We start from the raw sequence: 20778 nt of genomic DNA on the forward strand, positions 1-20778 counted from the left end.
TGAAATCCACATGATAGGTAAAAATTATCAGGCTAAAAGAACCCTGCACACATAATAGAACTAATCAATATGTGTATCGGTAGAATCCTTAAAATTGGTTTGTGGCCTCAACACTATTAAGTGGTCAACAGCACCAATGGCATTGGTATCCTTACCTGGATAATCAAGTTCAGTCAGAAAATGGCGAATACAATTCAGACGGGCTCGTTTTTTATCATCGGATTTAATAACCGTCCAGGGTGCATCACCAGTATGCGTATGAAAAAACATATCATTCTTAGCTGCCGTATAATCATCCCAGCGATCCAGAGACTGAATATCAACAGGCGAAAGTTTCCAGTGTTTCAACGGGTCGTCACGACGAGAAATAAATCTACGCAACTGCTCTTCTCGAGAAACAGAAAACCAAAACTTAAACAGATAAATCCCGCTGTTAACTAACATACGTTCCAATTCTGGTGTTTGACGCATAAACTGCAAATATTCATGCGGCTGGCAAAAACCCATTACTCTTTCCACACCAGCACGGTTATACCAAGATCGATCGAAAAAAACCATCTCACCACTTGTCGGCAAACGCTCAATATAGCGTTGAAAATACCACTGCCCTTTTTCAGTTTCAGTCGGTTTTTCCAGCGCTACAACTCGGGCACCGCGCGGATTGAGATGTTCCATAAATCGCTTGATTGTCCCCCCTTTACCGGCAGCATCCCGACCTTCAAATAAGGAGACAATTTTCTGACCAGATTCCTTAACCCAGTTTTGCACTTTCAATAGCTCAATTTGCAATCTGGCTTTCTCACGCTCATAAGTAGCCCGCCGCATCCGAGTGCGGTATGGATAACTAGCTGGCAAAGGTGCTGAAGATGAATCTTCATCGGAATGTTTTCCTCGATACTCCAGCACACTTTTTTCAAAAACATTTAATTTAGTGTCTTTATCCTGATTGTTCACTTCAGAGGATTGTTCAGGCTTTAGTATCTGCTCACTCATATTCTTCCTTTCCTATATGGCTCAGAGTAAGCCAAATTTTCATTTTAAGAAATGTGATAATCTGTATAAGTATTGTAACTCAATGTACAGTCTACTTACCAAACAAAATGTCATAGATTAATAAAACCTTAGTCTATTACAACTATGACAACTAAAAACCTTTGTAATTTCAAAAATTCTAATCTTCAAATATTCATTTCCATAATAAAAATTTAATTCAACCAGATAACAAATAATTTTTTAAATTTAATTTTTCTTTTCAAAAATATATTTAATAAAAACGGGTATCTATACAGATTACCCGTTTTTATTAATAAATATCTTTATCTAATATTGTTTAGAAAAGAGAATCTAATTGGCCATTATTACCTGACTGGGGAACAACTGGAATTTCAGCACCATCATCATCTCCATCATTATTACTATTTCCCTGCTTTGGCGTAATCGGCCCGTCAGCTCGATTATCCAGTGGTAGATCAGGATTAGTTGTCTGATATTCCTTCAGATAGAATTCACCGGATTTCTGAACAATTCCGGCAGGCACTGGTGTATTTACAACCGGTTTATCTTTTAACGCATAGCGCATGTAATCAAGCCATACTGGCACCGCAATCGTACCACCAAAAGCTGAACGTCCCATACTGCGTGGACGGTCATAACCAATAAATACCGCACTAACTATATTCGGATTGAAACCTACAAACCAAGCATCCTTATTATCATTAGTCGTACCTGTTTTACCCGCTATATCACTCCGTCCCAATGCATGAGCACTATAAGCAGTACCATGATTAACCACGTCCATCATCATGTGATACAAAATAAATGCATTACGCGGATCTATAGCCATAGGAGCATTCTGTTTGGCCACCAACGGCTGCATCTGCGCGCGCAAATTACCACGACTGTCATAAATTCGGTCTATCACATAATTGGAAACCTTGTATCCCCCATTAGCGAAAATTGCATAGCCTTCAGCCATTTGCATTGGCGTTACCTGCCCACTACCCAATGCCATCGACAAACTATTGGGAATCTGATCTGGCCTAAAACCGAAATGCTGCACATACTGTCTGGCATAATCCACCCCCATTGCCATCAAAATACGAATAGACACCATATTTTTAGAGGCAGTTAATGCTTGTCGCAATGTTATAAATCCAGCATAGCGTCCATCCGAATTTTTTGGTGCCCATGCACGTCCACCATTACCCATACCTGGCAAAACAATCGGCGCATCATTAACCATCGTAGCCGGCGTAAAACCTTTAGCAATAGCAGCAGAATAAATAAACGGTTTAAATGATGACCCAGGTTGCCTTTTTGCCTGAGTGGCACGATTAAAACTACGGCGGTAAAAGTCATAACCGCCCACAAGTGCTTTGATTGCCCCTGTCTGAGCATCTAAAGCAACAATTGCACCTTGAAGTTCTGGCTGCTGCACAACACGATAACTATTACCTTCTCTATGCACATGCACTACCGAACCAACACGTACAGATGCTTCACCCAATTTAGCATTGTTAATTGCACGCTTTATCCAGTTATAACTATTACCACTAATGCGCATCTCCCCAACACCAGCGATATAAACTACTATTGAATTGGAATTCAGAGCCGTCACCACAGCCGGTAGCATCCCATCCACCGCAGAGCGATTGGCCAAATACTGCTCTATCTGTTCATCGCGAATATCATCTGGAATTTTGCTTAAATCAAAAAAGCCTTCAGCACCCCGGTAAGCAGAACCTTTATCAAAATTGTTCAATACCTTACGCAGCGCCTGAGTAGCTACAGCCTGAGCCTGAGAATTTACTGTGGTGTATACCTTGAAACCTTGGGTATACGCCGCGTCACCATATTTTTCATACATCTGCTGACGTACCATTTCGGCTACATAAAGAGCATTCTGATCTATTGCCTGCTGATAATGCACATATTTTAATGGTTCAGCATAAGCAGCATCAGCCTGAGCCTGAGTAATTTTGCCCAGTTCAACCATATTATTCAGAATATATCGCTGACGCATTTTAGCCCGTTGTGGATTTACAACAGGATTAAAAGTAGAAGGAGCCTTAGGCAAACCAGCCAGAATCGTCGCCTCTGCCAAATCTAATTGTTGTACAGGCTTATTAAAATAAACCAAAGAAGCAGCTGCAAAACCATACGCACGCTGCCCCAGATAAATCTGATTAAAGTAAAGTTCCAGTATCTGATCTTTAGTCAGTTTTTGTTCAATTTTATAGGCCAGCAAAGCCTCATTGAACTTGCGCGTATAGGTACGCTCATTAGTAAGATAAAAATTGCGAGCTACCTGCTGAGTAATAGTGCTGGCTCCAGATTGCACACCACCAGTTAGATTAGAAATAAGCGCACGGCTAATGCCAATAAAATCAACACCACCATGTTCATAAAACCGCTTATCCTCAGCTGCAACAACAGCATCTTTCAGTACTTGTGGAAAATCATTGATACGAGTAAAAGCACGTCGTTCTTCACCAAACTGCCCCATTAGCTTGCCATCAGCAGAATAAATAGTAAGTGGCATTTTCGGCTGATAATGAGTTACAGCTTCTAGAGAAGGCAATTTAGGATAAGTTACCATAATTGCAATCGCCACCAGACCAGCAGCAAATAGCGCCAGTCCTACAAAAAAACCAACGGTAGATAGCAATAATTTTCTAATCATAATCAACTAATTTTCATTTAAAGGCTGCGAAACATATTCAAAATAAAGTAAACTTTGTTCTTCATTTCGTTAGCAACATACAAAATCGAGTTTTAAGCACTTCATCACCCGTTTGATAAACAGACAGAAAGCCCTTTCATGAAACTGAATAATTTCAAAATAAATTCAAAGAATAAGAAGGTGGCCACAACTTCATCGAGACAGTGTCTTGGTATCAGTCTTACTGATAAAAGCATTAACATGGTGCTCCTGAATGCACGCAGTTTAAATCAATTTCGTCTCGAAAAATACGTTGTTGTGCCTTTGCCAAAAAATATTATTGGTAACGGCAACATCGAAAATCATGATGAACTTGTTGTTCATCTACAACAGGCTAAACAAATGCTCCAAAGCAATTGTCGCAACATTACCGTAGCCATTTCACAAAAGCAAACCTCCATCCAGTTTCTCGATAGAGATGAAGATACAGAGTATACCGAAGAAGAACAAATCATGGCTGAATTGAGTCAATATGACTCAATGGATGATGTAAGTTACGACTATCAAAATGTTAGTATCAATGAGGATGGAAAAGAAAGTTTGCTACTGGTCAACAGCAAACGAGATGACGTCAATATTCTGATGGATGCTTTTACCGATGCAGGTATCACACCCACACAAATGGATGTCGATATACTGGCAATAATGAATAGCGCCATCACATGGATAAACACCAGACAGCCTGAATTAACAGAAAAATGTATCGCAGTTTTCAACATTGATTTCGGTGAAACACAAGCAATTATCATGCGTCATGGCAAATTACTTTATAAACAAGAAATTAATCTTGGCTATGATCATCTAATGCAATCCTTGCGCCGAAACTACCAGCTGACTGATGAAGAAGCGTGGGAAATGCTCTATAGTCAAACTAAGCCAGAAGATTACAATCAGACTGTAGCACAGCCATTCCAACAACAATTTATTCAGGAAATACAGAGAGTTTTACAATTTTATTTTACTTCGGCTAGTCAAGAAAATGAAATTGAAGAAATTCTTGTTTTTGGTTACAGCAATAATCAGGCAGCCAATAGCCTTGCTGACAGCATCAGCCAGCAAACCAGTATTCCTGCGCAACAGATCAACCCTATACTGTTAGCACAGCCCGGTGATGCCATTCAACAGGCTAAATTGCAACAGGACAGTAGTTTATTAACCGTAGCCTTTGGCCTGGCCGTAAGAGGATTATAAGATGTTACCTTTATTAAAAATTAATCTGCTGCCCTATCGAGAAGCCTTACAAACCAAACAAAAGAAACAATTTCAGACTCTACTGGCCGTTGCTGCTTTAATCGGTATAGGTCTGGCAGTATTAGGATACTTAGCTATAGATAGTCGGGTAAGCAGTCAAGAAGCCCGTAATCAAGTATTAAAAGATGGAATAGACAAACTGGATGGAGAAATTAAACAGATCGCTCAATTACAAGATGAGCGCAAAAATTTCACTGCCAGACAAGAAAAAGTAGAAGAGTTATCAAATAAACGTTTTGAAGCAGCTCGTATACTAGATACGTTGAATACATTAGCACCTTTAGGATTGTATATAACCAGTATAGAAGCTCAAGATGCCAATACATATGTCATTAATGGTAAAGCTTTTAGTGATGCTAAAACTGCAGCTTTTATGAATGCTTTACCAGGACAACTATTTACTACACCTGAATTATTAAATATCAAACGAGTTAATAATACTCAGGAATTTAGTATTCGTATACGTTTGAATAATCTTATTGGCCAGCAAGAAGATATGAGAGAAACCAATCAGGCTATTAACCCAAACTCTTCATCAACTGAACTAAATCAGGATACAGAAGCACCTCAGCAAGAAAATGAGTCTAGTGCATCTGAACCAACAAATTGAAGGAGTACTGACAATGGCCAAAAATATAGATCTTAAATCAATAAATCTAAATTTCCTCTCCCAACAAGCTAAACCTGTACAGCTAGGCATAGCCGGTGGTATCATTGTATTGATACTTCTTATTGCCTATTTCTTTGTTTACAGCGGATTAAATGAGCGGCTTAGTGGATTGAAGGAAGAAGAAGAATCTCTAAAGCAAACCTATACTGAAAAAAGTAAACAGGCAGCTAATCTTGATGTATTGAAAGCAGAACTTAATAATATTAATGGTTCATTTCATTTATTATTAAAACAGCTCCCAACACAAGCAGAAATCCCTAATCTTATTCAAGAACTACATGAATGTGCTACTAAAAATGGTTTAAATATGGATAGTATCACTCCAGCACAAGTTCTTAATTCAAACTCAGATGATCAGCCACAAAATAAATCAGATCAACAAGTAATTCAAACCTTACCTTACAACATCACATTGACAGGTAGTTATAATCAGATAAGTCAGTTTCTTCGTGATGTAGGGAAGCTATCGCGAATAGTCACATTAAACTCAATCGTACTAAAACGAAATGAGAAAGATAATACGCTTACCTTAAACGCAGTTGCCAATACATATAAAGCTTTAACAGATGCAGAAATTAAAGCTCAAAATAAAAATAAAAACGACCAAAAATAGGCTGCCTATAGCTGTAACTAGGGTAATTTAATATATAAGCTACGGAAAAAATATGAATAAATATCTAATCTGCCTGTGTATTTTTACACTGAGTGCCTGTTCGGCAGCAAATGAAGATTTACATGAATGGATGCGGAATACCAGCCAACAGGCAAAAATCAAACCCATGAAACAGAAGCAAACCACAATAAATATTCAGCCTTCTTACACCCCTCCTCCACAGCCTCAAATGAATATATTTGAACCTGCGCGTCTCAAAGCAGGTTTACAAGGTGCTAATGCACCTGATCTAAACCGACCTAAACAAATCTTGGAAAATTATTCATTAGATGAATTGCATTATGTTGGTTTAATTAAAGGAGCGGGAAAAGCACCATCTGCATTTATTTCAGTAAATGGACATGTATACACTGTTAATCTGGGTAATTATCTGGGTCAAAGCTATGGACGAATTACTACAATAACACCTGATGAAATTGTTATATCAGAATTAGTTGAAGACTCATATGGCAATTGGACTAGCAGAAAGGCTAGTTTACCCTTGCAGGCTGCTGACGCAGCATCTTCAGAGACATCCGGTCAGAACTGAAAAAAGTAACCCATTTAAAATTAAGAAGGTACCAATATGAAAATTAAAACCATATCTATTTTGTCCACTCTGGGTCTGGGTTTACTGAGTCAGAGTCTTTTTGCCGGCAACATAACAGCCATCAATGTCGGTGCGTTACCAAACCAGCAACGTCTGATTAAAATTCAGTTTGATAAAGACCCCGCGTTACCTAAAGGTTTTACAACCGAAAATCCTGCACGAATTGCATTGGACTTTGCTGGGACAGGAATAACCTTACCACAGAATTTACTCAAATTTGATGATACAGTTTTACAGCAAATTGAAGCTGGTCAAACTACAGACAAATCTCGTGTAATGCTATCCTTAGCCAAAACTGGCCAGTACAATGCTGTAATTAAAGGCAATGAAGTCTGGGTATATGTACAGGAATCTATTCCGTCCAAAAATAAAGTAAAAAATAAATCAGAAAAAATTACTACTTCTCCGGCAACTGTCAACACACCATATACAGCATCAAATAACATTACTGAACAAGTTGTCAGCCGTCAGCCTGCCAGTTCAAATAGTAATGCATTTGATCAATCAGCTTCTGTACCGATAAATATAGATTTTCAAAAAGGGAAAAATGGTAATGGTGTAATTTCCATTAGTGGTTTGAGTGACAAAGGAGAGCCAACAATTAGACGCAATGCATCTAATTTGGTTTTAACGTATAAAAATGTACCTTTGTTAACTGAACAACAACGTAATCTGGATGTAACCGATTTCAGCACTCCTGTACGGACTATTCGCCTGCGCAGGATTGGCAATGATACCGAAGTGAACATTCAAATGCAGGGTGACTGGGATTATTCCCAAATTAAAAGTGGGACTAATCTGGTTCTTCAGGTTACCCGCAAATATGATTTAGACTCTAAAGGCTTACAATCAACTAATAAATCCTTCAAAGGAAAACGGGTTTCACTTGATTTTCAAGACATTGATGTTCGCACAATCCTACAGATTCTGGCAAAAGAATCAGGAATGAATATAATAGCGAGCGACAGTGTTCAGGGTAAAATGACAATATCATTAAAAGATGTTCCTTGGGATCAAGCTTTAAATTTGGTTATGGAAACTCGAAATCTTGATATGCGTCGCGAAGGAAATGTTATCAATGTTGCTCCACGTGACGAATTGATGAACAGGGATACAGCATCATTAGAACAACAAAAAAAATTAGATGACTTAGGTCCCCTGATTTCTCAGACTTTCCAACTTAAGTACCGTAATGTTGAAGATTTTAAAAAGATTTTGCATTTATCCGATGATGGTAACAGTTCATCAGATAAAAGTATTTTGAGTCCACGCGGCAGCGCATTATTGGATCCCGCAACAAATACTTTAATCATTACCGATATTAGTAGTGTAATTAAGAAATTTGAAAAACTGGTTGCTCAAATTGATGTTTCATCTCAACAAGTATTAATCGAAGCACGAATCGTTGAAACTACAGACAGTTTTGCCCGTGAATTGGGAACTAAATTTGGCTACTATAGAGGAACTTATCGAAATGGTATTGGTGGTAGTGTATCCCTTAAAGATGAAGATCGAGGTACAACACGTGACCCTAATTTTGAACTAGGTTTTCCTAATGTCAACCTTGGCGTATCCAATCCAACATCAGTAGTATCATGGGTGCATAAATTTGCATCTGGGGCTCTCGCTTTAGAGCTTTCAGCCTCACAAGCTCAAGGCAAAACCAAAATTATCTCTTCTCCACGAGTATTAACACAAGATAGAAAAGAAGCAAAAATTGAATCTGGTTATGAAGTACCTTATCAGGAATCAACTTCCAGCGGTGCAACTTCTACCAGTTTCAAAGATGCCGTTCTTGGCTTAAAAGTTACCCCACAGGTTACACCTGATGGTAATATTATTATGACATTGAACGTACAGAATGACAGACCCATAGCATGCTCAAATGTTGCACCTGATGTTCTCCGTTCTGGCGACATTTGTATGCAAAAGCGTAATGTAGTGACTCAGACAATGATTGAGAATGGTGGTACATTAATTATTGGTGGTATTTACAATGAAAATAATGAAAACAGTATAGATAAAGTACCTTTACTTGGCGACATCCCAGGTATTGGCAATCTTTTCAAACACAGAAAAAATACCCAACAACGTAATGAATTACTCGTATTTATCACACCTCGTGTAGTCGATTCAAGCAGTGCCCCATTAAAATATTAAGTAAGCATTTTTAACTTCGTCAGCCTGTTTATAACAGGCTGACTTTTTTCAATTTATAGACTTAAAAATTTTCAAACATACTTAAAAATAAAATTATTTGAGAAATACAATTACTAATGACTTAAAATAATATTTATAGTGACTTTATAACTATAGCTAAAAAAATTTTCACACCCAACGTTTCTGTTTCAATCAAAGCAATTCCAGATAATGGTTTTTCTGCCAATTAATGCGTAAATTCTTATACTAAGTTACAATTACAAACATGGATAACATCGCAGGCAATCTGATTTTAATCGGTTTAATGGGGGCAGGTAAAACTACTCTTGGAAAACAACTTGCCAATAAACTGAAACGCATTTTTTATGATAGTGACCAGGTAATTTGTGAACGTACCGGAGTATCAATACCTACTATTTTTGAGCTCGAAGGAGAAGCAGGTTTTCGCACTCGAGAAACAGCTGTTATTAGTGAGCTGACACAACAAAAAGATGTTGTTATAGCAACAGGTGGGGGTGCGATATTGCAAATTGAAAACCGGCTAAATTTGCAGCAGAATGGACATGTGATTTATCTTCATGCGCAACCTGAAGTTTTATTAAACAGGATACGGCACGATAAAAATCGCCCTCTTTTGCAAGTCTCAGATCCTTTAGCAAAATTGCAGGAATTATATAGCTTACGTGATCCCATCTACCGAGCTACGGCACATACTGTTTTAGATGTGAATAGCCCCTACAGCTTCCACTCACTAAATCGTTTAATTCGTTTAATACGTCAACATTCTAAACAAATACCTCAACTTTAAATCATTATGTACACACTTAACGTTGCTACCACATCACATCAATATCCTATATTCATTGGAAGCAACCTGCTTGAATCCGCAAATCATCTTTTGGCACCCTATTTTACAAACAAAATTGCGCTTATCAGCAATGAAACCGTAGCACCCTTATACCTGCAACAATGGGAAAAAATACTAAATCATTCAGGACGCGAATATTTCAATATTATTTTGCCTGATGGAGAAAAATATAAGAACTGGCAAACACTTAATCTGATTTACGATGGTTTAATGCAAAATCGTGCTGAACGCAAAACCACCATTATGGCTCTAGGTGGCGGAGTAATTGGGGATATGGCAGGGTTTGCTGCTGCAACTTATCAGCGTGGTGCTCCATTTATCCAGATTCCTACAACACTACTTAGTCAGGTAGATTCTTCCGTAGGTGGGAAAACAGGAATTAACCACCCAATGGGTAAAAATATGATTGGTGCATTTTATCAACCTCAGGCTGTATTTATTGATTTAAATAGCTTACATACTTTACCACCACGTGAATTTTCAGCAGGTATGGCAGAAGTCATAAAATACGCAGTGCTGGGGGATATAAAATTCCTAGAATGGCTAGAAAGTAATATCGTAGCATTGACCAATCAAGAACCTGAAGTATTGGCACATGCGGTTCATCGTTGCTGTCAAATGAAAGCAGATATTGTTGCGGCCGATGAAAAAGAAAGTGGTGTCAGAGCACTTTTGAATCTAGGCCATACATTTGGACACGCCATTGAAGCTGAAATGGGGTATGGTAACTGGCTTCATGGCGAGGCTGTTGCTGCAGGTACTATACTTGCTTGCCGTTTATCTGAGCAACTTGGTTATTTGCATCAGGATGACACGCAGCGTCTAATCAGATTATTATCACAAGTTAACCTGCCTGTTACGCCTCCTAAAATGTCTTTAGAAGCTTGGCTGATGCATATGAGCCATGATAAAAAGGTTATGGATGGTAACATGCGTTTTGTGGTGTTGAAACAATTGGGTGAAGCAACAATCACTGACAAAGTAACAACTCAAAACCTAGCAGCAACATTGAACCAATATATAAGTTGAAGCATGTTAGAATTGGCATTAGAAAATTTATCAACTTTAAGTTAACACAGAACAGCATGACCCAATATTCTGATTCAAAATCGGACATTAATAAATATCACCCGCGTAGCATACGTAGTTTTGTTTTACGTCAAGGCCATATGACACCGGCCCAGCAACGTGCTATAGATAACCAATGGCCAAATTTTGGCATTGATTTCGTCAACAATAAAATTGATTTAAATGCCATATTTAATCGAACAGCACCCAAGATACTTGAAATTGGTTTTGGTATGGGCGTTGCAACAGCAGCAATTGCACAAAACCTTCCTGATTGCGACTTTCTAGCTATTGATGTGCATGGGCCTGGGGTAGGAAATCTATTAAAGCTAATTCAAGAACAGAATATACAAAATATTAGAGTGATGCGCCATGATGCAGTTGAAGTGGTTGAGCACATGCTTGAAGATAACTGCCTGCAAGGTATTCATATATTTTTTCCTGATCCTTGGCACAAAAAACGACATCATAAACGGCGCCTGATTCAAGCATCTTTTATTGCACGACTACTTCCAAAACTTCAATCAAATGGCTACGTTCATCTTGCAACTGACTGGCAAGAATATGCAGAACAAATGCTTGAAGTTTTAAACAGCTTTCCTGAGTTGCGCAATACTGCTGAAACTTATGCAGCTGTCCCTGACTACCGTCCCGAAACCAAATTTGAGGCACGAGGCAAAAAATTAGGTCATGGTGTATGGGATTTAGTTTTTGTAAAAAAATAACAGACCAAATTAATAAAAAGTAAAGACTTTTAGAGTACAATCACCTTAGATTGCATTACAGCAATCATTTTCTGTCAAATAATATTGCTGTTTTCTAAGGAACTGAAATGTTTCAGAATGTCAAATACTATCCAGGTGACCCTATTCTGAGTCTGATGGATGAATATAAACAGGATGCACGCAGCTCAAAAGTAAATCTTGGTGTAGGTGTGTATTATGATGATAACGGCCATGTACCTGTGCTCGAATGTATTAAAACAGTAGAGTCACAATTAGTAGAAGAAAATCAGCCACACGACTATTTACCTATGGATGGTCTGCCTGCTTATCGGCAGGCATGCCAGAAATTGTTATTAGGTAAAAACCATGAAGCCATTACATCTGGTCGTGTTGCTACCATAGCTAGTCTGGGCGGATCAGGTGCACTGCGCGTAGGAGCAGAATTTATTCATCGATGGTTTCCTCAAGCAAAAGCTTATGTAAGCAATCCTACATGGGGAAATCATATCAGCATATTTGAGGGTGCTGGAATCGAGGTACATAAATATCCTTATTATGACCCTAAAACTATCGGAATTAAATTCACAGAATTAAAACAATTTCTGACACAACTCGATGTAGGCAGTATTATTTTACTACATCCATGCTGTCACAATCCCACTGGCGTAGATCCCAGTCATGAGCAGTGGGACCAGCTTTTAGATATTATTAAAAATAAACAGCTAATACCATTTATGGATATAGCCTATCAAGGTTTTGGGGACGATTTAGAAACCGATACTTATGCTATCCGCAAAGCAGTAGAAATTGGGTTATGCGTTTATATCAGTAACTCTTTTTCCAAAAACATGTCGCTCTATGGTGAACGTGTAGGTGGTCTAAGTATTGTATGTCCAACTTCAGAAGAAGCCAGATTAGTTCAGAGTCAGCTCAAATTCACTGTACGACGTCTATATTCAAGTCCACCTGCCTACGGTGGTCACGTCGTAAGCCGAGTACTTAACAACACTAAATCTTATGAACACTGGCAGCAAGAAGTGTATATCATGCGCGATCGAATTCGGAAAATGCGTTCTCGATTATATAAAGTATTGCAGACGAAAATTCCTGATCGTGATTTCAGCTATTTTATTAAACAGCGTGGCATGTTCAGCTTTACAGGCTTAGATCCTCAGCAGGTAGCCCGTTTAAAAAGTGAATATGGGGTATATATGGTTGAAAACGGAAGAATGTGCATGGCCGGTTTAAACAGTAGCAATATAGAATATGTTGCCAATGCCATGGCTGAGGTCTTGAAATAAGAAATATTACTGATAAAAAATAAAACTGGTTGGCCAAGATTTAGCCAGCCAGTTTTTTTTATAATTTATTCTATTAATTATTATTTCTCAATAATTAAAGCTCAATTAGTATTTTCCCTACCCAGTCTACGCATACGGAATGCCAAAGCGATATTAACTACACCAAACAAAGCAGCATAAATGCCAATTACCCAAGTCAGCGCTATTCCGCCCTGAATAGGATTTACCAGCAAAATAATACCAACTAACATGGATAATACACCTGCTGTGATCATCCATCCTGCACCACCAACAGATTTATGCAGACGAATAGCTGCTACAATTTGCAGAACACCACTTACTAACGCCCAAATCGCAATAAAAGTAATCAGTACCAGCCAAGTAATTCCTGGCACAAAAAATGTTAGGAAACCGGCAAGTACACTTATAAAGCCCCAAATTAGCATCAGCCACCAATCCTGATGAGTTTTTCGTCCATTGATGGAAAGAACAATACCCATTACACCATCAACCAACGCATAAAAGCCGAAAAACATCACCATAACCAGTATCGAAATAAATGGATAAAACCAAGTTAATAAACCAAAGATTAAAGCTGCAAACCCACGAACTAGTACTATCCACCAATTTTCAGACAACAAATCAGCTAATGGTCTACGAAAAGAAAGAGTATTCACATTATTTCCTTTAGATAAATGTAAACTGCAAATAATAAATATTACACATGCTATTCCAGCAAACTATTGGTATCGCTTCTTCTTGTACATCAGCCAGCCATCAGGATGGTGGTGTCTAGGATCATGGTGAGTCCAGTGTATCATCCCGCCCTTTTTATTACTGATATATTCACCAGTAAAAGCTACTTGGTCACCACGCTGTAAATTTTCTAATCGCGGAGCGATATCTATATTATGTACCACTAAAACCGTACTACTACCTGTACTTAAAATAAACCTCTGGTGACGGCTGCCTTTATTATCATCTGGTAAAGTTTTGATAACATAGCCATCACCATAAACCTGAACTCTGTCTAAATTCTCATTTTGAGCCTGATTTAAAGAAATAGCTTCGCGTATCTGAGATACAGACAAAGGTTCTTTAGAAAAATTACTGCGAATTGATTTAAATGAATCAATTATTTGTTCATGTGCCTGACTTTTTTGCTGGTCATCAACAGAGCTATGCTGCCACCACCAGAAACCCAGTGCTACGATAACCAGAAAAATAATATTTTTCATAATAGGGAATTAATCTATCTACAGAATCAGCACTGAAACCATCATACAAAATGTAATCAAAGATAGCAAAACATTAATAGGTTAATCTAAAAAAAAGGCTACTGGATAACACCAGTAGCCTGAAATACTAATTTGAATAAAATAGTAAACTATTTTTTATGAGCTAATGCAGCTTTGATAAAAGCAGTAAATAATGGATGTCCATTTTTAGGCGTTGAAGTAAATTCTGGATGGAACTGACAAGCAAAAAACCATGGATGGTCAGGTAATTCAATGGCCTCTACAAGTTGTTCATGTCCAGTAGATACACCTCCAATTACTAAGCCAGCCTGCTGTAACTGTGGCAGATAATAATTATTCACTTCATAACGATGACGATGGCGCTCACGGATAAACTCATTGCCATATATGGTTTTGGCAAGTGATCCATCGGCCAATTTAACTTCCTGAGCACCCAAACGCATGGTACCGCCAAGGTTAGTATTGATATCACGTTTTTCAATCTGTCCATCACGGTCTTGCCATTCACTAATTAAAGCAACAACTGGATGCGGTGTTTTTAAATCAAATTCGGTAGAATTAGCACCAACTAGATTGGCAACGTCACGTGCGTATTCGATCAGTGCAATCTGCATACCCAGACAAATACCCAAATAAGGAATTTTGTGTTCACGTGCATAGCGTACAGCTGCAATTTTACCTTCAACGCCACGAGTACCAAAACCGCCCGGAACCAAAATGGCATCCATATTTTGCAAACATGCAGTGCCTTCTGTTTCCAGTATTTCACTATCAATATAATGAATGTCTACCTCTGTTTCGGTTTGAATACCTGCATGTTTTAATGCTTCAGATAAAGATTTGTATGACTCAGTCAAATCCACATATTTACCAACCATGGCGATTTTGACTTTATGTTTCGGATGTTGTACCAAATAAACAATTTTATTCCATGCAGTCAGATCAGCCTGCTGAACGTTTAATTGCAATTGTTCACAGATAATATTGTCAATACCCTGATCATGCAGCATTCTTGGTACTTCATAAATACTATCAGCATCATAGCAACTTATAACAGCACGCTCTTCTACGTTGCAGAATAATGCAATTTTACGTTTTTCTTCTTCAGGCATCGGCCGGTCCATACGACAAATAAGCACATCCGGCTGGATACCAATCTCACGTAATTCTTTGACTGAATGCTGGGTAGGCTTGGTTTTGATTTCACCAGCAGCAGCAATATAAGGAACATAAGATAGATGAACAAATAAAGTATTTGCTCTACCTTGCTGGCTACGCATTTGCCGAATGGCTTCCAAAAACGGCAAAGATTCAATATCACCTACAGTTCCACCGATTTCGACAATTGCTACATCATAGCCGGCAGCACCTTCATGTATTTTACGTTTAATTTCATCTGTAATATGCGGTATTACCTGAACAGTACCGCCTAGATAATCACCACGCCGCTCTTTATGAATTACGCTTTCATAAACCTGGCCAGAAGTGAAGTTATTACGCTTTTGCATGGTAGCATCAATAAAGCGTTCATAATGACCCAGATCTAGATCAGTTTCAGCACCATCATCAGTGACAAATACTTCACCATGCTGAAAAGGGCTCATTGTACCTGGATCCACATTAATATAAGGATCCAGTTTAAGCATGGTCACTTTCAGACCACGAGATTCCAAAATAGCAGCAGTAGACGCAGCGGCAATGCCTTTACCCAGTGAAGAGACCACACCGCCAGTTACAAAAATAAACTTGGTCATGACAATCAGCAGGAAATTGAATTTAGCATTTTAGCTGAAAATAACACCAAAAGAAAGACATTCCCTTTTTCAAACTCTGCAAGTATATGCAATAATCTGCTTGCTCGGATTGGCGTAATAATCACGGCTGTGGCATAATTAGTCACCGTAATCCTTAAATTTATATTATGTTGCAATCTGGACATATTTTCATTGTTTCTGCTGCTTCAGGTACTGGCAAAACCACACTTGTTTCGCGCCTGAGTGCGCGTCAGCCGAATATTCGCATATCTATTTCCCATACAACCAGAATGCCGCGTGAGGGTGAACAAAATGGTGTACATTATCATTTTGTCAGCCGTAGTGAATTTGAGGATATGATTGCCAGCAATGCTTTTATTGAGCATGCCAATGTTTATGGCAATTATTATGGCACCAGTTTACAGGCCGTAGAATCATTAACCCAGCAAGGTTTCAACGTTATTTTAGAAATTGATGTTCAGGGTGCGGAACAGATTCGCCGTTTACTGCCTAATGCTACCAGTATTTTCATACTACCTCCTTCGATGATAGAACTCACCGAACGTCTTAAAAATAGAGGCACTGATAGCGAAGACGTGATAGCCTATCGTTTAGCAAAATCCCGTGAAGAAATTGAACAAAGTCTTTTGTTTGATTATGTTATTGTTAATCAAGATCTTAATCAGGCAGAGCAGGATTTATTAGCAATTATCCGTTCGGTTGGGTTATGCGCAAAGGCGCAGCAACAAACCATTACTCGGATTTTATCTGGAAAATAAATATTTCAAGTTTAATGTTAAACAATTATTTCTATTGGAATTTATATTATGGCACGCATTACTGTAGAAGATTGTATCGGACGCATCCCTAATCACTTTGACCTGACCATGATTGCTGCCCTGCGAGCACGCCAGCTGGCAAATGGTGCAACATCACTGGTAGAAGAAGATCATGACAAACCCACAGTCATTGCTTTGCGCGAGATAGCCAGTGGACAAATTGGTGCAGAGTTACTCAACCAACAAAAATAATAAGGCAAACAGCCATGTACCCTCCCAGCCAGACCTACAAACCACCTGTTAAACAATGGCGTAACACTCTCTTTGCACAAACAGAGTATTTAAATAAACAGGAACGCTGGGAATTACTGGAACAAGCGTGTGCCTATATCTACACTCTGGCCGAAAAAGATGGCAAAACTGCTCTACTTAAACGCAGTTTTGCCATTACTACATCTTTGGCACAAAATCAGCAACGAGTACAAGCACTGGCAGCCGTGCTGATCAAAATAGCCTTTGAAGATTTATCTTCTTCAGACAGTCATTTACCCAGCGCAGCTATAGGTCCGGTGGGAATGAAAATATTTGATGCTATTAATACTTCATCATGCACCAGCACAAACGACCAGCTACAATGCTGTCAACAACAGATTGAAACAAGTTATCAGGACATTATTACCGAAGCAGAAAATAAACTTCTACACACTGCCTCTTACCTCAGCAAAGAAGATTTACAAATGCTGTCCCGAGCTTGCAAATTCGGTGCCCATGCCCATCATGGACAATTCCGTAACAGCGGCTTACCTTATATCACTCATCCTCTGGCCGTGGCGACTCAATTAGCAGAATGGCATGTAGACATTCAGGCTTTATGTGCCGGTGTATTACATGATGTACTAGAGGACACTGGTACTACCAAAGAAGAAATTATTGCCGAATTCGGTGAAACCATTGCCAACATGGTTGACGGACTATCCAAACTGGAAAAACTTGAATATAACAACCAGCAGGAAGCACAGGCTGAAAGCTTCCGTAAATTGATTATGGCAATGACACAAGATGTTCGTGTCATAATTGTCAAACTTTCAGACAGGTTGCACAACATGCGCACACTGTCAGCTAAAAAACCAGCCAGTCGCAGGCGTATCGCACAAGAAACCATGGAAATCTATGCGCAACTGGCCAATCGTATCGGTTTGAATCATGTATATCGTGAATTGCAAGACTTAGCATTTAGACATCTGTACCCCCACCGCTATGAAGTACTTGCCAAAGCCATTCAGTCTTCAAGACGAAACAGGCGCGACATAGTAGGTAAAGTACTGCGAGCCTTCAGTCAACGTCTTGTGAGCGCCAATATTGAAGCACAGGTAAGAGGTAGAGAAAAAAACCTATACAGCATTTATGAAAAAATGCGTCGTAAAAATCTCCATTTTGCCGATGTAATGGATATTTATGCATTCAGGGTTATTGTAAATAACATACCTTCATGCTATACCGCATTAGGTGTTCTGCATAATCTGTACAAACCCAAACCTGGACGAATTAAAGATTACATTGCCATTCCCAAAAACAATGGTTACCAGAGCCTGCATACCATCTTAATTGGACCCTACGGGCTACCTATTGAAGTTCAGATACGAACACACGAAATGGATACTATAGCCGAACGCGGTATCGCTAGCTACTGGATGCATAAAGATGGAGAGCAGAACAGTTTTGATCAGGCACAAATGCGTACCAATCAATGGTTGCAAAGTATTCTAGACATTCAAGCACATAGTGCCAATGCCATTGAATTTCTGGAACATGTAAAAACAGATTTATTTCCGAATGAAGTTTATGTCTTCACCCCTAAAGGTAAAATTATTACCCTTCCAGAAGGTGCCACACCTGTAGATTTTGCCTATGCTGTTCATACAGATATCGGCAATCGAACAGTTTCTGCACGCATTAATCACAATTTAATGCCTTTACGTACCCGTCTGCATACAGGTGATACCGTAGAAATAATTACTTCCAGCAATGGCCACCCTACTCCGGCATGGCTTGGCTTTACCGTTTCAAGCCATGCCCGTAGTGCCATTCGCAGCCAAATAAAAAAAATGGATCGTTCCGATGCGATACGCTTAGGCGAAAAATTATTACAAAAAGCCTTATCCAGCCTACTGCCAGAAAACGTTTTACTGTCAGACTCTCTAAAAGATAAATATCTGACCGATTTACGCAAAAAAAATACTTCTTTTGAAAATGTTCTCTGCGAAGTAGGTATGGGGTTACTACAGCCAGTATCTGTAGCCATGCATATAGCTGAACTGGCTGGCGAGCATTTTAATGACACCATTAAACTGGCACCAATTAATTTAACTGGCAATGAGTCAACTCATATTCATTTAGGCAAATGCTGCCACCCTATTCCTGGTGATACCATTAAAGCTTTGTTAATCAAAGATCAGGGCATTATTATTCATCGTGATACTTGTAATACGATTTTGAAAACAGACCCCGAGCTTCAGCTGGATGCAAACTGGGATTTACTACAAGCAAATAACTATCAGACAACTTTATGCCTCAATGCTATTGATAGTCATGGATTACTGGCCACCATTGCTCAGGCTATTTCTTCCAATGGCGGTGATATAACATCTGTAGAAACCACCTCAAAAAAACTCGAAGGTGTGGAAGGATTTATTGAATTTCGTTTTGTGTTACAGGTAAAAGATTTAAATCAGCTCAATCATATTACCCGTGATTTACATTCTGTCCCCCAGATTCGTCGTGTAAACAGAATATAATGCTCATCATCTTTAATTCTGTCACAAGCGTACTTTTCCAGCTTGCTTGACGAAACATATTTAATCAGCCATAATCTTTCTTTATTTGTTTAAAGTAACCCTATATCCGTTTTACTTCAACTTCTAACAGATATAGCCTCAATTACACCTTGGGAGGTGATGTTGTAAACGGTAATGCGGAACCGTAAACACCGCCTTTGCCTTTAGTGGCCTTTATTTAGTATTTATCTATCTGATATACAATCAGTAATATAATTATTTATTCAGGAAAAAACATGCCTTCTATTCGTGTAAAAGAAAATGAACCTTTTGAAGTTGCTATGCGCCGTTTCAAACGCTCTGTTGAAAAAACAGGTTTGATGACCGAACTGCGCGCACGCGAAGCTTATGAAAAACCAACAACTGAGCGTAAACGTAAAAAAGCAGCAGCCGTTAAACGCTTACAGAAACGCCTACGCAGCCAGCAATTGCCACCTAAAAATTATTAATTGGAATTTCCGGCTTTGCATTAACAACCGGGAAATTACAATTAATCAGAATACCGCAGGCATTGCTTGCGGTATTTGCTTTTTACAGGTAAAACTTGAAGTAAAACGTATTTTCTCAGCAAATCTCTATAATAACCAATTCACTTACTGCGAGCCCCATTATGAGCCTGAAACAAAAATTACAGGAAGACATGAAATCAGCAATGCGCAATCACGATGCAGCATCCCTGTCTACCATTCGTATGGCATTGGCTGCTATCAAACAGATTGAAGTAGATGAAAGAATCGAGGTAGACGATAGCCGCTTCGTAGCAGTTATCAGCAAAATGGTTAAACAGCGGAAAGAATCGGTACGCATGTTTAACGAGGGTGGTAGAAACGATCTTGCCGAAAAGGAGCAAGCAGAAATTAACTTACTCCAAAATTACTTACCCGAAATGCTAGACGATACCGCTATTGAAGCTGCTATCAAAGATGCTATTGCCAATGTGGGTGCTTCTCAACCGAGTGATATGGGGAAAGTAATGGGCATATTGAAAAAAACACTGGCAGGCAAAGCCGATATGAGTGAAGTTAGTAAGAAAATCAAACAGCTCTTGGCCTAATTAATTCAACATCCAAAAAAAGAGACAGGATAATCAGGTCTAGAAATTATGTGCAGCAATTGACGGGCATGG

The 20778-nt window shown here is 38.8% G+C and carries 19 protein-coding genes; 14 read left to right on the plus strand and 5 right to left on the minus strand.

The features are described from left to right. Positions 1 to 60 precede the first annotated feature (60 nt). Both ppk2 and BHC43_RS08795 read right to left on the minus strand, forming a co-directional pair. Positions 61 to 993 carry a polyphosphate kinase 2 gene (gene ppk2 / locus BHC43_RS08790; RefSeq protein WP_100151997.1) on the minus strand — a complete coding sequence of 311 codons (933 nt, stop codon included), beginning with the start codon at positions 991 to 993 and terminating at the stop codon, positions 61 to 63. A 337-nt stretch (positions 994 to 1330) separates the two neighbouring features. Further along, entirely contained in the window at positions 1331 to 3682 is a 2352-nt protein-coding gene (locus BHC43_RS08795; RefSeq protein WP_100157151.1) for a penicillin-binding protein 1A, read from the minus strand. A gap of 180 nt (positions 3683 to 3862) precedes the next feature. On the opposite strand from BHC43_RS08795, the gene pilM reads away from it, so the two are divergent. The 9 genes from pilM to BHC43_RS08840 all read left to right on the plus strand — a co-directional run bounded on the left by pilM (position 3863) and on the right by BHC43_RS08840 (position 13026). Continuing rightward, on the plus strand, positions 3863 to 4912 hold the full coding sequence (pilM, locus tag BHC43_RS08800) for a type IV pilus biogenesis protein PilM (protein WP_180296781.1): 1050 nt from the start codon (positions 3863 to 3865) through the stop codon (positions 4910 to 4912). Between the two features lies 1 nt (position 4913). Beyond that, entirely contained in the window at positions 4914 to 5582 is a 669-nt protein-coding gene (locus BHC43_RS08805; protein ID WP_100157152.1) for a PilN domain-containing protein, read from the plus strand. 13 nt (positions 5583 to 5595) lie between these two features. Beyond that, on the plus strand, positions 5596 to 6255 hold the full coding sequence (locus BHC43_RS08810) for a type 4a pilus biogenesis protein PilO (protein ID WP_100157167.1): 660 nt from the start codon (positions 5596 to 5598) through the stop codon (positions 6253 to 6255). A gap of 52 nt (positions 6256 to 6307) precedes the next feature. After that, on the plus strand, positions 6308 to 6844 hold the full coding sequence (locus BHC43_RS08815) for a pilus assembly protein PilP (RefSeq protein ID WP_100157153.1): 537 nt from the start codon (positions 6308 to 6310) through the stop codon (positions 6842 to 6844). A 36-nt stretch (positions 6845 to 6880) separates the two neighbouring features. Then, positions 6881 to 9064, plus strand: a complete 2184-nt coding sequence (pilQ, locus tag BHC43_RS08820; RefSeq protein WP_100157154.1) for a type IV pilus secretin PilQ — start codon at positions 6881 to 6883, stop codon at positions 9062 to 9064. Positions 9065 to 9329: 265 nt separating this feature from the next. Continuing rightward, positions 9330 to 9872, plus strand: a complete 543-nt coding sequence (locus BHC43_RS08825; RefSeq protein WP_373885640.1) for a shikimate kinase — start codon at positions 9330 to 9332, stop codon at positions 9870 to 9872. Between the two features lie 6 nt (positions 9873 to 9878). Then, complete coding sequence (gene aroB / locus BHC43_RS08830; protein ID WP_100157156.1) at positions 9879 to 10961, plus strand: 3-dehydroquinate synthase; 1083 nt, start codon at positions 9879 to 9881, stop codon at positions 10959 to 10961. Between the two features lie 56 nt (positions 10962 to 11017). Next, complete coding sequence (gene trmB / locus BHC43_RS08835; protein ID WP_100157157.1) at positions 11018 to 11725, plus strand: tRNA (guanosine(46)-N7)-methyltransferase TrmB; 708 nt, start codon at positions 11018 to 11020, stop codon at positions 11723 to 11725. Positions 11726 to 11832: 107 nt separating this feature from the next. Beyond that, on the plus strand, positions 11833 to 13026 hold the full coding sequence (locus BHC43_RS08840; protein WP_100157158.1) for an amino acid aminotransferase: 1194 nt from the start codon (positions 11833 to 11835) through the stop codon (positions 13024 to 13026). Between the two features lie 101 nt (positions 13027 to 13127). Here BHC43_RS08840 and BHC43_RS08845 read toward each other — a convergent pair whose 3' ends face one another. The 3 genes from BHC43_RS08845 to BHC43_RS08855 form a co-directional block, all read right to left on the minus strand. Then, positions 13128 to 13703 (minus strand): HdeD family acid-resistance protein, encoded by a 576-nt coding sequence (locus BHC43_RS08845; RefSeq protein ID WP_180297465.1) that lies wholly within the window; start codon positions 13701 to 13703, stop codon positions 13128 to 13130. 63 nt (positions 13704 to 13766) lie between these two features. Continuing rightward, positions 13767 to 14264 carry a DUF3465 domain-containing protein gene (locus tag BHC43_RS08850; RefSeq protein WP_100141353.1) on the minus strand — a complete coding sequence of 166 codons (498 nt, stop codon included), beginning with the start codon at positions 14262 to 14264 and terminating at the stop codon, positions 13767 to 13769. Positions 14265 to 14413: 149 nt separating this feature from the next. After that, a complete protein-coding gene (locus BHC43_RS08855; RefSeq protein ID WP_100141354.1) occupies positions 14414 to 16039 on the minus strand; it encodes a CTP synthase in 1626 nt (541 codons plus the stop codon). A 167-nt stretch (positions 16040 to 16206) separates the two neighbouring features. Between BHC43_RS08855 and gmk the strand changes: the two genes are divergently transcribed. From gmk to BHC43_RS08880, 5 genes are all read left to right on the plus strand, one after another. Further along, the gene (gene gmk, locus BHC43_RS08860) at positions 16207 to 16818 is read left to right on the plus strand and encodes a guanylate kinase (protein WP_100157160.1); all 612 of its coding nucleotides are present in this window, start codon (positions 16207 to 16209) and stop codon (positions 16816 to 16818) included. A gap of 48 nt (positions 16819 to 16866) precedes the next feature. After that, positions 16867 to 17070: a DNA-directed RNA polymerase subunit omega gene (gene rpoZ / locus BHC43_RS08865; RefSeq protein ID WP_100141356.1), complete on the plus strand. Its 204-nt coding sequence runs from the start codon at positions 16867 to 16869 to the stop codon at positions 17068 to 17070. Between the two features lie 14 nt (positions 17071 to 17084). Beyond that, complete coding sequence (locus BHC43_RS08870) at positions 17085 to 19613, plus strand: RelA/SpoT family protein (RefSeq protein WP_100157161.1); 2529 nt, start codon at positions 17085 to 17087, stop codon at positions 19611 to 19613. 275 nt (positions 19614 to 19888) lie between these two features. Then, positions 19889 to 20101 carry a 30S ribosomal protein S21 gene (gene rpsU / locus BHC43_RS08875; RefSeq protein WP_100141358.1) on the plus strand — a complete coding sequence of 71 codons (213 nt, stop codon included), beginning with the start codon at positions 19889 to 19891 and terminating at the stop codon, positions 20099 to 20101. 161 nt (positions 20102 to 20262) lie between these two features. Next, positions 20263 to 20706 (plus strand): GatB/YqeY domain-containing protein, encoded by a 444-nt coding sequence (locus tag BHC43_RS08880; protein ID WP_100141359.1) that lies wholly within the window; start codon positions 20263 to 20265, stop codon positions 20704 to 20706. Positions 20707 to 20778: the final 72 nt, after the last annotated feature.

Origin of the sequence: Snodgrassella alvi, assembly GCF_002777855.1 — a bacterium.
Lineage (GTDB): Bacteria > Pseudomonadota > Gammaproteobacteria > Burkholderiales > Neisseriaceae > Snodgrassella > Snodgrassella alvi_E.

Excerpts from the sequence above, each read along its gene's own strand:
- pilQ (WP_100157154.1), top strand. The coding sequence starts at position 6,881 with ATGAAAATTAAAACCATATCTATTTTGTCCACTCTGGGTCTGGGTTTA.
- ppk2 (WP_100151997.1), bottom strand. The coding sequence starts at position 993 with ATGAGTGAGCAGATACTAAAGCCTGAACAATCCTCTGAAGTGAACAAT.
- trmB (WP_100157157.1), top strand. The coding sequence starts at position 11,018 with ATGACCCAATATTCTGATTCAAAATCGGACATTAATAAATATCACCCG.
- BHC43_RS08850 (WP_100141353.1), bottom strand. The coding sequence starts at position 14,264 with ATGAAAAATATTATTTTTCTGGTTATCGTAGCACTGGGTTTCTGGTGG.
- BHC43_RS08855 (WP_100141354.1), bottom strand. The coding sequence starts at position 16,039 with ATGACCAAGTTTATTTTTGTAACTGGCGGTGTGGTCTCTTCACTGGGT.
- aroB (WP_100157156.1), top strand. The coding sequence starts at position 9,879 with ATGTACACACTTAACGTTGCTACCACATCACATCAATATCCTATATTC.
- rpoZ (WP_100141356.1), top strand. The coding sequence starts at position 16,867 with ATGGCACGCATTACTGTAGAAGATTGTATCGGACGCATCCCTAATCAC.
- BHC43_RS08825 (WP_373885640.1), top strand. The coding sequence starts at position 9,330 with ATGGATAACATCGCAGGCAATCTGATTTTAATCGGTTTAATGGGGGCA.
- rpsU (WP_100141358.1), top strand. The coding sequence starts at position 19,889 with ATGCCTTCTATTCGTGTAAAAGAAAATGAACCTTTTGAAGTTGCTATG.
- BHC43_RS08795 (WP_100157151.1), bottom strand. The coding sequence starts at position 3,682 with ATGATTAGAAAATTATTGCTATCTACCGTTGGTTTTTTTGTAGGACTG.
- BHC43_RS08810 (WP_100157167.1), top strand. The coding sequence starts at position 5,596 with ATGGCCAAAAATATAGATCTTAAATCAATAAATCTAAATTTCCTCTCC.
- BHC43_RS08815 (WP_100157153.1), top strand. The coding sequence starts at position 6,308 with ATGAATAAATATCTAATCTGCCTGTGTATTTTTACACTGAGTGCCTGT.
- gmk (WP_100157160.1), top strand. The coding sequence starts at position 16,207 with ATGTTGCAATCTGGACATATTTTCATTGTTTCTGCTGCTTCAGGTACT.
- BHC43_RS08880 (WP_100141359.1), top strand. The coding sequence starts at position 20,263 with ATGAGCCTGAAACAAAAATTACAGGAAGACATGAAATCAGCAATGCGC.
- BHC43_RS08870 (WP_100157161.1), top strand. The coding sequence starts at position 17,085 with ATGTACCCTCCCAGCCAGACCTACAAACCACCTGTTAAACAATGGCGT.
- BHC43_RS08805 (WP_100157152.1), top strand. The coding sequence starts at position 4,914 with ATGTTACCTTTATTAAAAATTAATCTGCTGCCCTATCGAGAAGCCTTA.
- BHC43_RS08840 (WP_100157158.1), top strand. The coding sequence starts at position 11,833 with ATGTTTCAGAATGTCAAATACTATCCAGGTGACCCTATTCTGAGTCTG.